Origin of the sequence: Hymenobacter sp. (assembly GCF_035709525.1) — a bacterium.
GTDB lineage: Bacteria > Bacteroidota > Bacteroidia > Cytophagales > Hymenobacteraceae > Hymenobacter.
In genome coordinates, this window is record NZ_DASTEP010000059.1 from 13,818 (window position 1) to 27,226 (window position 13,409).

The 13,409-nt window shown below is 59.9% G+C and carries 13 protein-coding genes; 12 read left to right on the forward strand and 1 reads right to left on the reverse strand.

All coding sequences use genetic code 11. The features are described 5' to 3' along the window. The first annotated feature begins 143 nt into the window (after positions 1–143). Both VFO93_RS05475 and VFO93_RS05480 read left to right on the forward strand, forming a co-directional pair. Complete coding sequence (locus VFO93_RS05475; protein ID WP_325133327.1) at positions 144–1,268, forward strand: PhoH family protein; 1,125 nt, start codon at positions 144–146, stop codon at positions 1,266–1,268. A gap of 161 nt (positions 1,269–1,429) precedes the next feature. Beyond that, positions 1,430–1,864, forward strand: coding sequence for a GNAT family N-acetyltransferase (locus VFO93_RS05480; protein ID WP_325133328.1), 435 nt, complete (start codon positions 1,430–1,432; stop codon positions 1,862–1,864). A 41-nt stretch (positions 1,865–1,905) separates the two neighbouring features. On the opposite strand, the gene VFO93_RS05485 is transcribed toward VFO93_RS05480, so the two are convergent. Further along, entirely contained in the window at positions 1,906–2,514 is a 609-nt protein-coding gene (locus VFO93_RS05485; protein WP_325133329.1) for a hypothetical protein, read from the reverse strand. Between the two features lie 113 nt (positions 2,515–2,627). Here VFO93_RS05485 and VFO93_RS05490 point away from each other — a divergent pair, with 113 nt between their 5' ends. The 10 genes from VFO93_RS05490 (at position 2,628) to VFO93_RS05535 (ending at position 13,323) form a co-directional block, all read left to right on the forward strand. Next, positions 2,628–4,910, forward strand: a complete 2,283-nt coding sequence (locus VFO93_RS05490) for a ComEC/Rec2 family competence protein (protein ID WP_325133330.1) — start codon at positions 2,628–2,630, stop codon at positions 4,908–4,910. A 238-nt stretch (positions 4,911–5,148) separates the two neighbouring features. Next, entirely contained in the window at positions 5,149–5,955 is an 807-nt protein-coding gene (locus VFO93_RS05495) for an enoyl-CoA hydratase/isomerase family protein (RefSeq protein WP_325133331.1), read from the forward strand. 140 nt (positions 5,956–6,095) lie between these two features. After that, on the forward strand, positions 6,096–6,584 hold the full coding sequence (locus tag VFO93_RS05500) for a fatty acid hydroxylase (RefSeq protein ID WP_325133332.1): 489 nt from the start codon (positions 6,096–6,098) through the stop codon (positions 6,582–6,584). A gap of 163 nt (positions 6,585–6,747) precedes the next feature. Then, complete coding sequence (locus VFO93_RS05505) at positions 6,748–7,668, forward strand: MerR family transcriptional regulator (protein ID WP_325133333.1); 921 nt, start codon at positions 6,748–6,750, stop codon at positions 7,666–7,668. 153 nt (positions 7,669–7,821) lie between these two features. Next, positions 7,822–8,382: an RNA polymerase sigma factor gene (locus VFO93_RS05510; RefSeq protein WP_325133334.1), complete on the forward strand. Its 561-nt coding sequence runs from the start codon at positions 7,822–7,824 to the stop codon at positions 8,380–8,382. Positions 8,383–8,619: 237 nt separating this feature from the next. After that, positions 8,620–10,089, forward strand: coding sequence for a phytoene desaturase family protein (locus VFO93_RS05515; RefSeq protein ID WP_325133336.1), 1,470 nt, complete (start codon positions 8,620–8,622; stop codon positions 10,087–10,089). Positions 10,090–10,137: 48 nt separating this feature from the next. Then, positions 10,138–10,980, forward strand: a complete 843-nt coding sequence (locus tag VFO93_RS05520) for a phytoene/squalene synthase family protein (protein WP_325133337.1) — start codon at positions 10,138–10,140, stop codon at positions 10,978–10,980. 144 nt (positions 10,981–11,124) lie between these two features. Next, positions 11,125–11,595, forward strand: a complete 471-nt coding sequence (locus VFO93_RS05525) for a hypothetical protein (RefSeq protein ID WP_325133338.1) — start codon at positions 11,125–11,127, stop codon at positions 11,593–11,595. 122 nt (positions 11,596–11,717) lie between these two features. After that, positions 11,718–12,572, forward strand: a complete 855-nt coding sequence (locus VFO93_RS05530; RefSeq protein WP_325133339.1) for a 4-hydroxy-3-methylbut-2-enyl diphosphate reductase — start codon at positions 11,718–11,720, stop codon at positions 12,570–12,572. Positions 12,573–12,585: 13 nt separating this feature from the next. Continuing rightward, a complete protein-coding gene (locus VFO93_RS05535) occupies positions 12,586–13,323 on the forward strand; it encodes a fatty acid desaturase (protein WP_325133340.1) in 738 nt (245 codons plus the stop codon). Positions 13,324–13,409: the final 86 nt, after the last annotated feature.

Here is a 13,409-nt window from a genome sequence, read left to right on the forward strand (position 1 = left end):
CTGGAACGGCCGCAAAAGTACTCCGGTTATAGAAGTAATCCGGCCGTAATCGCGCCCCTAGCAGAAACGGTATCAACCGAACGCCTGTCAGCCAGCTAGCCAGCCGCTTCATCTTTTTTCCCGCCTTTTTTCCCGCTCTTCGCTTGGTCGAAAAAGTCATCACCCTCGAAAACGTCTCCCTGGTTGAGTTCCTGGGGGCCGACAACCAGAATATCCGCCGCATCGCGGCCGCTTTTCCGGGCTCCAAAATTGTCTCGCGCGGCAACGAAATCAAGATTCAAGGCCCCACCGAAGTCATTTCGAGGGTCAACGATATTCTGAGCTCACTCATTGAGCACTACCACCAGTACGGCGTCGTGACCGACCGCGACGTGAACCTGCACCTCTCCACTACCTCCGAGGAGGCCGAAAGCCGCGTGCTCGCCGCCTCACCCGACGTTATTTTGTTTGGGGCCAAAGGCGGCGTCATCAAGGCCAAAACGCCCAACCAGCAAAAGCTGGTCGATGCCGTGATGAAGCACGACCTCACCTTCACGCTCGGCCCCGCCGGCACCGGCAAAACCTACATTTCGGTGGCGCTCGCCGTGCGGGCGCTGAAGAATAAAGAAGTGAAAAAAATCATTATTTCGCGCCCCGTAGTGGAGGCTGGCGAAAGCCTCGGCTTCCTGCCCGGCGACATGAAGGAAAAGGTAGACCCCTACCTGCGCCCGATTTACGATGCCCTGGAGGACATGATTCCGGCCGAAAAGCTGAAGTTTTACCAGGAAAACAAGATTATCGAAATCGCCCCGCTCGCCTACATGCGCGGCCGCACGCTCAACAACGCCTTCGTGCTACTCGATGAAGCGCAGAACACCACGCCCTCGCAAATCAAGATGTTCCTGACCCGCATGGGCCCGAGCGCGAAGGTGATGGTAAACGGCGACCGCAGCCAGATTGACTTGCCCACCCGCCAGAAATCGGGCCTGATGCAGGCGCTTGACATTCTGAAGGATGTGCCCGGCATCGGCTTCGTGGAGATGAACGCCGACGACGTGGTGCGCCACCGCCTGGTAAAAGAAATCGTGCAGGCCTACGACAAATTCGACGTGGCCGAGCAGCGCCGCGAGGCTGAGTTCAAGCAGCGCCGCCGCGAGGGCAACGACCGTTCATTCGGCCGCGACGACCGCAACGGAAGCAACGGCTACCGCGACCGCCGCCACCCCGACGACCGCAGCTACGACCTACCCGCCGACGAGCTGCCCGTAAACCACGAGCAGGCGCTGTAAGCGGCGCTAGAAAAATAAATGATTAAGTAAGCGTCTGTCATGCTGAGCTTGCCGAAGCATCTCTACCGCACCGTTGCTCCCGTTTAGGCAATGCGGTAGAGATGCTTCGGCAAGCTCAGCATGACAGACGTTTTTGTAGTGTGCCAGACCGCAACCATAACATGACCACCGTCACCAAAATCACCGACCTGCGCGACCTCGACGCCGCCTTCACCATCCGCGAAAAAGTATTCGTAGAAGGCCAGGGCGTGCCCGCCGACGACGAGTACGACCAGCACGACCGCCAGCGCACCACCCGCCACTACCTGGCCCTGGTAGACGGCCAGCCCGCCGGCGCCGCCCGCTGGCGCCCCACCGAAAACGGCGTAAAGCTGGAGCGCTTCGCCGTGCTCGACGCCTACCGGGGCCACGGCGTGGGCACCGCCCTGGTGCAGCAGGTGCTGGCCGACGTGCAGGCCGAAGTCCCGGACGCGACCCAGGTGTATTTGCACGCCCAGTTGCGCGCCATCCCGCTCTACGAGCGCACGGGCTTTCAGAAGGTGGGGGAGATGTTTGAGGAGTGTGATATTCAGCACTACAAGATGGTGCTGGGGTAAGGGGAACCGAGCCACTCCCAATGTTGGGACTGGTAGTGGCTTTATGCTACGGCATTAGCTGCCTGATGGACAATGTGCTGCATAACGCCGAGTAGTATCGGTAGCTCGCGAATGCTGTATACGTCGTGGTCGAGCGTGAGCCGCTGCCCAACCAGCGTTAGGAAGCGCCAGTCGACGCCCGTAGTGGAGCAGCCGTAGAGCACCGGCACGGGGCGGTGGGCCAGCTCGTTCAGGCGCTGTGCGCCGACCAGCTGCGCCGCGCACTGTACGGTACCGGCTTCCAAATCCTGCTTTTTGGCCTCCGTGATGCAGAAGATGGGGGCTACAATAAAGTCGCGGATGGGACTAAGCGACAGCACGAAGTCGCACTCGCCGCGCAGGCCGGCCGCGGCATCTACGTCCAGGTTCACACCCGAGTGAAAGGTAAATTGCTGCTGGCTCAGCTCATTCAATTCGGTGAGCACCGGCGAAACCAGCCGCTCGGAGCGGGCTTTTTCGCTCACGTAGCCAATGCGTTGTGCCCGTTGCAGCGTCTCAACCAGCCAGGCAGAAGGGGCCTGGGGTAGATAGCCGGAAAAAAGCCGGGCGGCTTGAAAATCGAGGTCGAACTGCTGCGTCAGGCCAGCGGGTGTAAAATCGGTGTAAGCCATAAAAGAGGGGTGATTCAAGAAAAAAGCCCAACCTTACTGGTAGTGCGCGATTTACTACAAATATACCGGCTGGCATAGCAGAATTATGGTTGTTTGATAGCAACTTGCGCCCTATGCCTAACTGGTCATCGGCTCCCTTGCTGCGCGTGGCGCTGGCCTTTATCGCGGGCATCGCGGCCTACCTCTACCTGGGCCAAAACTGGGCTGGCAGCGCCGCGCCCTGGGCCACCGGGCTGGTGCTAACCTACGGGCTGCTGTGGCTCTGGGGCCAGCGGCGGCCCGCCGTTACCGATGCGGCGGGGCTGCTGGGGTTGCTGGCCGTGGCGGTGCTGGGTTTCGCCCGCATCCAGGGCTATACCGAAAGCCGGCGGGCCGACCACCTGGGCCACTTTGCGCCACGCATTGAGTACTACCGCGCCGTGGTGGACGAAGCGCCCGTGGTGCGCGCCAATACCTTCGCTACCACCGTGCGGGTGCAGGCGGTGCGGGTGGCCGGGCGCTGGCAGGCCGCCACGGGCGGCATCCGCATCAGCCTGCCGCGCCACGAAACCAATGCCACCGTGCCCGCCCCGCGCTACGGCGAGGTGTGGCTGGTAAAAGGCACGCCCGAGCTCAGCAAAGGCCCCGCCAACCCCGGCGAATTCGACTACCGGCGGTATTTACAGTACCACCAGGTTTATCACTCGCAGTTCGTCCACCAGGGCCAGTATAAGGTGCTGGGCCACGAGCCGTTGAGCGCCGCCATTGTCCTCAGCCAGCGGGCGGCGGGTGTGCTCGATGGCGTGTTTAAGGAGTATGTACATAGCCCGCGCGAGTATGCGCTGGGCACGGCGCTGGTGCTGGGCTTCCGCGATGACATTGATACCGCCACCAAGCAGGCGTATGCCAACACGGGCACCACGCACATTATGGCGGTGTCGGGCTTGCAGGTGGGGCTGCTATTCGCGGCCTTGCAATGGCTGCTGCTGCGGCTGCCCATGAGCGGGCCGGTGTGGCGGCGGCGCTTGCTCACGCTGGGGCTCGGGTTGGCGTTTATCTGGAGCTACGCCTTTCTCACGGGCCTGTCGGCCTCGGTGCTGCGGGCGGCGGTCATGTTTTCGCTGGTGAGTGTGGGCCAGGCCTTCGAGCGCCAAACGAGCATCTTCAACACGCTGAGCGCGGCGGCTTTCCTACTGTTGCTTTACAATCCCTACCTGCTCTGCGATGTCGGCTTCCAGCTCTCGTTTCTGGCCGTGCTCAGCATCGTGTACTTGCAGCCGCGTCTCGTGCGCTGGTTTGATGCCCGCAATTTTGTACTCGACCAGCAGCGCAGCTGGCACTCGCCGCTACGGCAGCGCCTCACGCGCTGGGCGGCCTGGGTAGCTAACGCGGGTTGGGAAATAACGGCGCTGTCGGTGGCGGCGCAGGTAGCCACGTTTCCGTTGGGGCTGTACTATTTCCACCAGTTCCCGTTCAGCTTTCTGCTGTCTAATCTTATCGCAGTGCCCATTTCGAGCATCGCGGTGTATATCGGCGTGGTGCTACTCGTGGTAAAAGGACTGGTGGCGCTGCCGGCCCTGTGGCTGCCGTGGCTCGACTGGCTGCCGCGCCTCGTGGGCTACGTATTTCAGGGTTTTATCTGGGCGTTCAATGAGTATATCTTCCTCATCGGGCGGCTTTTCCCCGGCGCGGTGGTGGGCGGCGTGCATCTCAACCAAACCCAGACGCTGCTGATTTTCCTGCTCATCGTCGTGGTGTGCGCGTTTTTTGCCAAGCCCCGGCTGGCCTGGGCCGGGCTGGCGCTGCTGCTGGTGAGTTGCTACGCCGGCAGTCGGGTGGCCGAGGCCGCCGAAGTTGCTCCGGTGCGCGAGTTTGTGGTGTACAGTATTCCGCGCCGCTCGGTGGTGGGCTTCTGGCAGGGCGCGGCCCCCGAGTTCATCACCCTCGACTCACTACCCCTCACCGAAACCGAGCGCACCTACCGCCTCAAGCCCAGCCTGATACTGCGCCGCGTGCGCCAGCCGCGCTACCGCGTGGGCTGGCAGGGTGCGGCCGTGCCCACGCGCCTGGTCGGCGCACCCGATCCCACTGATACCGCCCGCCGCTACCCGCCCGCGCCGGTGGTGCTGGCCAGCTGGCGCGGCCTACGGGTGGCCTGCGTGAGCGGCCGGCTGCGGCGGCTAGCTGGTGAAAATGCACAGTTTCCGGCCGATATTATCGTGCTGCGGCGCAATGCCCGCGTGTACCCCGATGGGCTGGCCGCGCACTTCGGCGCGCGGGCGCGGGTAGTGTTCGACTCGTCGTGCAAGCGCTGGTACATCGCCCGGCAAGATTCGGCGCTGCGCGCCGCTGGCTTCCGCACCTGGGACGTGAATGAGCAGGGCGCGTTTGTGTACGCGCTGGCGGGTAAGCGTTGAGCGGTGTAGAGACGCATCTTTGCTTCTCACGTCAGACGAGCCTGTTAGCTGAAAAATCTTGGTGAGTAAACTCAACAGCGACGAGACGCAAGGATGCGTCTCTACACTCGCTGGCTTACCTCGGCGTCAGCGTTTTTCTATAAAATAATTGCCTCCTAACCGACGCTGGCAAGTATATTGCGCATGGCTGGCGGCGCGCCCAACCATCTGCTTATTACCTTTTACCGTATTTATACTTATGGAACACTATCCAACCCAAGAGCTATTGGCCCTGCGCTTTCTGCAATACGAAGTAGAAGGCCGCCTGGCGTATATCACCATCAATCGCCCCGCTAAGCGCAACGCGCTCAGCGCCGACGTGGTAACTGAGCTCAAGCAGGCCTTCGAGGCCGCCGAAGCCGATGAGGACGTGAAAATTATCATCCTGCGCGCCAGTGGCGACGTGTTCTGCGCCGGGGCCGACCTCAAGTATCTGCAAGAATTACAGGCCAATACCTATCAGGAAAACCTGGCCGACAGCACGCACCTCATGCAACTGTTTCACCAGATTTATACCCTCAAAAAAGTCGTTATCGGCCAGGTGCAGGGCCACGCGCTGGCCGGCGGCTGCGGCCTGGCTGCCCTCTGCGATTTCACCTTTGCCGTGCCCGAAGCCAAGTTTGGCTTCACCGAAGTAAAGCTGGGGTTTTTGCCCGCCATCGTGAGCGTGTTCTTGGTGCGCCGCGTGGGCGAAACCCGCACCAAGCAGCTGTTGCTGAGCGGCGACATCTTTACGGCCCAGCAAGCGCTTGACTACGGGCTCGTTACCTTCCTAGTCGAGGCCGACGAGCTGGCCGATACCGTGCGCGACTACGCCCTGCGTCTGACCCGCGAAAACTCGGGCAGCAGCATGGAAATGACCAAGGAACTCATCGCCCAGCTACCCGCCCTCAGCCTCGAAGAAGGCCTGCGCTACGCCGCCGAGCGCAACGCCGACGCCCGCGCCACCGACGACTACCGCCGCGGCATCGCCGGTTTTTTAAACAAAGACCGGGTAGAGTGGTAGGTTAATTAAAGCTGTCACGCTGATTAATAAAGTGTCATGCTGAGCATAGCGAAGCATCTTGCGTGGCGCAGTAATCAATTACGTTGAGAATACTGCGCCACGCGAGCTGCTTCGCTGCGCGCTACATGACAGTCGCTTGTATGCACCCATTCGCCGCCATCCTCATCACGCTCAGCACGTTCGCCTTCATGGAGTTTTGGGCGTGGTTTATGCACAAATACGTGCAGCACGGCCCGCTGTGGGTGCTGCACCGCTCGCACCACGTGCGGCCCAGCCCGCGCCCATTCGAGCGCAATGACTGGTTTTTTGCCATCTACGGCGCTATTTCGGCGGTGCTTTTCATCACCGGCGACAATGGCGGGCGCTGGTGGTTTTGGGTGGGCGTGGGTATCGCGGCCTACGGCACGGTGTATTTCTTCGTGCACGACGGCCTGATTCACGGCCGCCTGCCCTTCTGGAAAAAAACGGACAACGTGTATTTGCGCGCTCTCAACATGGCCCACAAAATGCACCACAAAACCCAGGGGCGCGACCATTCCGAGGAGTTTGGCCTGCTGTGGGTATCGCCCAAATACCTGCGCTTGGCGCGCGAGCAGGCGGTCCGCCGCGAGCAGCCCACTACTACTTAGTATGGTGCCGCTGGCAAACCATTTGCTAGGTTTGCGGATTAAGTAGAAAGCACTGTCTACAATTTATCAAGCTATTACTTATTTCTTCGACCTTTTTCGGAGTGGTCTTCGGCGACGAGCCGCCCCGGAAAAGTTTTATTCTGATTAGTTACCTTCCAACGCCGTGGCCCGTTATTCTATCAGCGACCTTGAGCAGCTCTCCGGAGTCAAGGCTCATACGATTCGCATCTGGGAGCAACGCTATAACTTGTTGAATCCCACTCGTACTGCTACTAATATCCGTACTTACGGCGAGGCCGACCTGCGCCGTTTGCTCAACGTGGCCGCGCTATGTTCGCGGGGCCAGCGCATCTCGCAGGTAGTGCGCCTGAGCGAGGAAGAATGCCAAACGGCCGCCCTCGCCCTCTGCAACGAAGTGCAGCCTGCCGACGATGCCCGCCTTAGCGCCATGCTCGGCGCTACCCTCGACCTCGACGAGCCGCGCCTGCACCGCCTCTTTGACGAAGCCGTGCAGGAACTAGGCACCGAAGACACGCTGCTACGCCTCGGCTACCCGCTGCTCCAGCGCGTAAACGTGTCGTGGAAGGAAGGCTCGCTGAGCGTGGCCCAGGAGCGCCTCGTGGCCCAGCTGCTGCGCCAGGAGCTCATGGCCTCGGCCGATGCGCTACCGCTTATCCCGCTCAGCCAGGAAGATGCGCCGCGCTGGCTGCTATTCCTGCCCGAGGGCGAGTGGCACGAGCTGGCGCTGCTGTTCATGAACTACGCCCTGCGCGCCCGCGGCCGGCAGGTACTCTACCTCGGCCCCAATTTGCCGCTGCCTGATGTGCTGGCTGCCGCCAAAACCTTCCGGCCCACGGTGCTGGCCACGGTGCTTACCACGGCCCCCGGCCGGGGGCAGGTATCGGCATACGCCACCGAATTGCGCCAGCACTACCCCGAGGCCACGGTGCTGCTGTTTGGCTCGCTGGCGGTGCAAACCAAAGCCTTGCCCGAAGGCTGCCTGCCCATGGCGTGCCTGCACGAATTTCGGGATTTGATTCCCTTTGTGAATCAGTTGGTTGACGTAGAGTTAGCAGAAAAGTAACCCGAAGGGACAGCCCTGGCGGCCCGTTGTCCGTAAGCCCGTGGGGCTGCGCCGATTAGGGCTGAGCAACAGAAAAAAACAAGCTGGTCTGAGCCGTTTTTCTGACTTGTGGGCTACCTTTGTTTAAGATTCTGCTACGAACCCTTCAACAATATGACTTCTCTGGAATTCACTTCCCAAGTGCAGAAAATATCCTCATCGCTGCGCCCCGTGGCGATGAACCTAACCCGCGACGCCGACGACGCCAAGGACCTGGTTCAGGAAACGCTGCTCAAGGCGCTGCTTAACAAAGACAAGTTTAAAGCTGGGACGAACCTAAAAGCATGGTTGTACACCATCATGCGTAATACGTTCATCAACAACTATAACAAGATTACCAAGCGCAGCTCGAACATCGATTCGACTGAGTATTTTCAGTACTTCAACACCGACGAAAACTACATCACCCACAACGGGGCGACGACGGATTTTGTGGTGCGCGACATCAACGAGGCCATCGCCAGCCTGGGCTCCGACTACCGCACGCCGTTCATGATGTACTATATCGGCTATAAGTACCTGGAAATCGCGGAGAAACTGCAAATTCCGATTGGCACCGTGAAAAATCGCATTCACATTGCCCGCAAGGATTTGAAAGCCGCCCTGCAAGTGTACGCGCCCGCCGGTGCCGACCGCGCCGGGGTAGTCGCTACCGATGAGGTAGAGCAAGACTAACTTGCCGCCGCGTTTTGCGTTGGAGAAAGCCGCGCCTTCCGCCAGTTCGGAAGGCGCGGCTTTTTTTGGTTGCGTTCTATTGGATAGAACAACTGAACACAAACCGTCATGCTGAGCGAAGCGCAGCGAAGTTGAAGCATCTCTACCGCTTCGTTACTGGCGTCAGGAGTTACTTACCCGGTAGAGATGCTTCGACTACGCTGCGCTCCGCTCAGCATGACAAACTAATAATACAGAATGCCCCACGCAGTAGTAATAGGTGCCGGTTTTGCCGGTTTGTCGGTGGCCTCCTCGCTGGCGCAGGCCGGGTGGCAGGTCACGCTGCTGGAGAAAAACGCCGGCCCCGGCGGCCGGGCGCGGGTTTTCGAAGCCCAGGGTTTTACCTTCGATATGGGGCCGAGCTGGTACTGGATGCCCGACGTGTTTGAGCAGTACTTCGCCAAGTTTGGCAAGCGCGTGGCCGACTACTACGAGCTGGTGCGCCTCGACCCGTCGTACCAGGTTATTTTTGGCGAAAACGACACCATAGGTATTCCGGCCAGCATGGCCGAGCTGCGGCAGCTATTCGAAAGCCTGGAGCCCGGCAGCGCGGCCCGGCTCGATGAGTTTTTGGCCCAGGCCAAGTACAAGTACGAGGTCGGCATCAACAAATTTGTGCATATGCCCAGCCGCTCGGTTACGGAGTTTATCGACTGGGAAATCGTGAAAGGGGCCGTGCGCCTCGACCTGCTGCAAAGCATGGCCAAGCACGCCCGCAAGTTTTTCAGCCACCCCAAGCTGCTCAAGCTCATCGAGTTTCCGGTGCTTTTTTTGGGGGCGACGCCCGAGAATACGCCCGCCCTCTACTCGCTCATGAACTACGCCGACCTGGCGCTGGGCACCTGGTACCCCAAGGGCGGCATGCACCAGATAGTGCGCGGCATGGTAGCCGTGGCCGAAGAGCTAGGCATCAAAATCGAGTACAACCAGGAGGTGCGCGAGATAATAGTCGAAAACGGCCGCGCCACCGGCGTGCGCACGGACAGCGGCTTCTGGCCCGCCGATGCCGTGGTGGCCGGGGCCGACTACCACCACATTGAGCAGCAAGTGCTTGCGCCTGGATACCGGCACTACTCGCCTGAGTACTGGGACTCGCGCACGATGGCCCCATCTTCGCTGCTGTTTTACCTGGGCGTGAACCGTCGGCTGGCTAACTTACAGCACCATAACCTGTTTTTTGACGAGGATTTCAGCCAGCACGCGCACGAGATTTACGAAGCGCCGCAGTGGCCCAGCCGGCCCCTGTTCTACGCCTCGGTGCCCAGCCAGACCGACCCCACGGTAGCCCCCGAAGGCCAGGAAAACCTGTTCCTGCTCATCCCGGTGGCACCTGCCCTCGACGACCCCGAAGCCACCCGCGAAAAATACTACGACCTGCTGATGGACCGCCTCGAAAAGCACTGCGGCCACCCCATCCGCGAGCACGTGGTGTACAAGCGCAGCTACGCTCACCGCGACTTCGTGGCCGACTACCACTCCTTCAAAGGCAACGCCTACGGCCTGGCTAATACGCTGAAGCAGACGGCTATTCTGAAGCCGACGCTGAAAAGCAAGAAGGTGAGCAACCTCTATTTCACGGGCCAGCTCACGGTGCCGGGGCCGGGTGTGCCGCCCTCGCTCATCTCAGGCGAAGTGGTAGCGAAAGAGGTGCTGAAGGAACAGAAATAAAGCTGAGGCGTATCAGCATTGCACAGATTTGTGCCAGATTTGCACTAAATGAACCATCAGCAACTCTTTACCGACACCAGCCTCGCTTGCGCGCAGCTTATCACGCGGCGCTACAGTACGTCGTTTTCCCTCGGAATCCGCACGTTGGATAAGGAGTTGCATCGGGCTATTTACGCGGTGTATGGCTTCGTGCGCTGGGCCGATGAGATAGTTGACACCTTCCACGACCAAGATAAGGCGGCGCTGCTGGCCGCCTTCGAGGCCGATACCTACGCGGCCATCGCGGCGGGCTTTAGTTTGAACCCGGTGCTACACGCCTTTCAATGGGCGGTGAATGAGTACGGTATTGACCACGAGTTCATTGATGCTTTTTTGCGGAGCATGGAAATGGACTTAGAAGACCGCAACTACCGCCAGGATTTATACGAGCAATACATCTACGGCTCGGCCGAGGTAGTGGGGCTGATGTGCTTGCGCGTATTCTGCCACCAGCAGCCGGCGCTGTTTGACAAGCTGCGCGAGCCGGCGCGGCGGCTGGGCGCGGCCTTTCAAAAGGTTAATTTTCTGCGCGATATCCGCTCCGACTACGAAGACCGGGGGCGGGTGTACTTTCCGGGGCTGCGCTACGAGCAGTTCGATAATGAGGCCAAGCGAGAGATTGAGGCCGATATCCGGGCCGACTTTGAGGCCGCCTACGTGGGTATTCAGCAGCTGCCACGGGCCTCGCGCATGGGCGTGTACCTGGCCTACGTCTATTATTTAAAGCTTTTCTACAAATTACGGCAAGCCCCAGCGGCCCAGGTATTGGCCGAGCGCGTGCGTTTGCCCGACAATACCAAGCTGCTGCTGCTGCTGGGTACCTGGCTGCGCTACCGGCTGCGGGCAGTGTAAAAGCATTGCTATTCACCTAAAATTCATACTGGCTTTAGTCGTAACTTTACGACTATGAAAAAGCCGCTGTTCTGCCTTGCACTAGCCCTTGCGGCCCCTGCCCTGGCGTGCCCGGTGCAGGCTCTTTCCCCATTTGCGTATCCCATGTCTGCCTATTCTCCCGCCAACCTCCGCCGCCATTACGAGCAGGCCGCCGCCAGCAAAGAAGCCGGCGAAAAATTCTACGACCTGCTGCACGGCTACACCGCGCAAGATGCGCTGGTATTAGGGTATAAGGCTGCTTCAGAGGCTATTAAGGCCCGAGATGCCTCGATGCTCAACAAGCTGACTTATGTGCAGCAGGCGGCTCGCACCTTTGAGCAGGCAGTAAGCCTCGACCCCAAAAACGCCGAAATCCGCTTTCTTCGTTTCTCGGTTGAAAGCAATTTGCCACCTTTTCTGGGTTTGAGCAAGCACGTGGACGAAGACAAGTCGTTCTTGCTGGACGCGGCGCTGCAACACCCGCGTTCGGGCCTCGATGACGAAGCCTTCCGCACGGTGCGCGGCTTCTTGGTGGGGCGCGGGCACGTTTCGGAAACCCAGGCGCAGCAGCTGGCGCAGGTGAAAGGTAGCTAGCCGCCGGGTAATGCGCGGGTAGCGGCGCTCGTGCTAACTTTAGTGGAAATCATTCGTGTTTTTAGTTAATACCTAACTCCGTAGGGCAACCTTCGGCCCATCTTTTCGGTTAGTTGGACGATATGCAGTCAGGCTTGCACCTCAGCGTCCGTATCGATTCAAACTCCGGCTTCTGCTTCGGCGTCATCTACGCCATTCAGATGGCCGAAGACCTGCTCGATGAGCAAGGCTATCTCTATTGCCTGGGCGATATCGTGCACAACGATGAGGAGGTGCAGCGCCTGAAAGACAAGGGCTTGCGCATCATCGGCTACGAGCAGCTGGCTATGCTGCGCGACGAGGCCGTGCTCATCCGGGCGCATGGCGAGCCGCCGAGTACCTATCAGCAGGCCCTGGAAAACAACCTGACGCTCATCGACGCGAGTTGCCCGGTAGTGCTCAAGCTGCAAAATCGCATCAAGGCGAGCTTCGACCGCCGCGAAAAGCTCTACATCTACGGCAAGCACGGCCATGCCGAGGTGCGCGGCCTGCTCGGCCAGACACACGGCGAGGCCGTGGTGTTTGAGAACCTGGAGGAGCTGCTGCACCACGAGCTGCCCGAAAACATCACGCTCTACAGTCAGACTACCAAGGGCACCAATTCGTTTTACAACATTAAAAATGAGCTGGAAAACCGTGGCTACCAAGTAAATGCCCACGATACTATTTGCAGGCAGGTAAGCAACCGCGACCTGGATTTGCGGCGCTTCGCCGCGCAATTCGACCAAGTAGTATTCGTGTCGGGCACCAAAAGTTCGAACGGCAAGGTGCTGTACCAGGTGTGCAAAGACACGAATGCGCGCACGCACTTTATTTCCAGCACGCAGGAAATTTGCCCGTCGTGGTTCGAGCCGGGGCAGTCGGTAGGCATCTGCGGGGCCACCAGCACCCCCATGTGGCTGATGGAGGAAGTGCGCGACGCGCTGGTGCGGTTTTAACTAAGAAATTTATATGCACTTGGTTAGCGCGGCTGTTCCGAAAGCCCGAGTAGCGCCCGAGCCGCTGGCTGGCCGGGGCGTGCTGGCCGCCGGGCTCATTATTACGGCCTGGGGCAGCTTACTCACCTACTTGCTAGCCTTCTACCAGCCCGACTGGCACTCGCCCGCGCCGTACCTGCTGGTGCTGCTGCAAACGCACTTATACACGGGCCTTTACATCACCGGACACGATGCCATGCACGGCGTCGTGAGCCCCAACAAGCGCCTCAACAACGCCATAGGCACGGTGGCCACGGTGTTGTTCGCCTACAACTGGTTTCCGGGCCAGCTCGACAAGCACCACGCGCACCACCGCCACGTGGGTACCGCCGCCGACCCCGACTACCACCCCGAAAATCACCCGGGGTTTTTGCCCTGGCTGCTCCGTTTTGCCTGGAACTACGTGACCTGGTGGCAGGTAGCACTGATGGCGATAACCTACAACGTGCTGAAAGTCTGGTTTCCGCAGGCCAACGTCATTGCTTTCTGGATGGTGCCGGCCGTGCTGGCTACGTTGCAGCTGTTCTTCTTCGGCACCTACCTACCGCACCGCGGTGAGCACGCGCCTGATAATCACCACAAATCGCGCAGCCAGCGGCAGTGGCCGCTACACGTTTGGGCCTTCGTGAGCTGCTACTTCTTCGGTTACCACTACGAGCACCACGACCAGCCTTATTTGCCGTGGTGGCGGCTGTGGCGGGCGAAGGTCTGAACTGCGGATTAAAGCGAAATTAGTGCGTTCGTCATGCTGAGCGGAGCGCAGCGGAGTCGAAGCATCTCTACCGCTTCATCCGACGG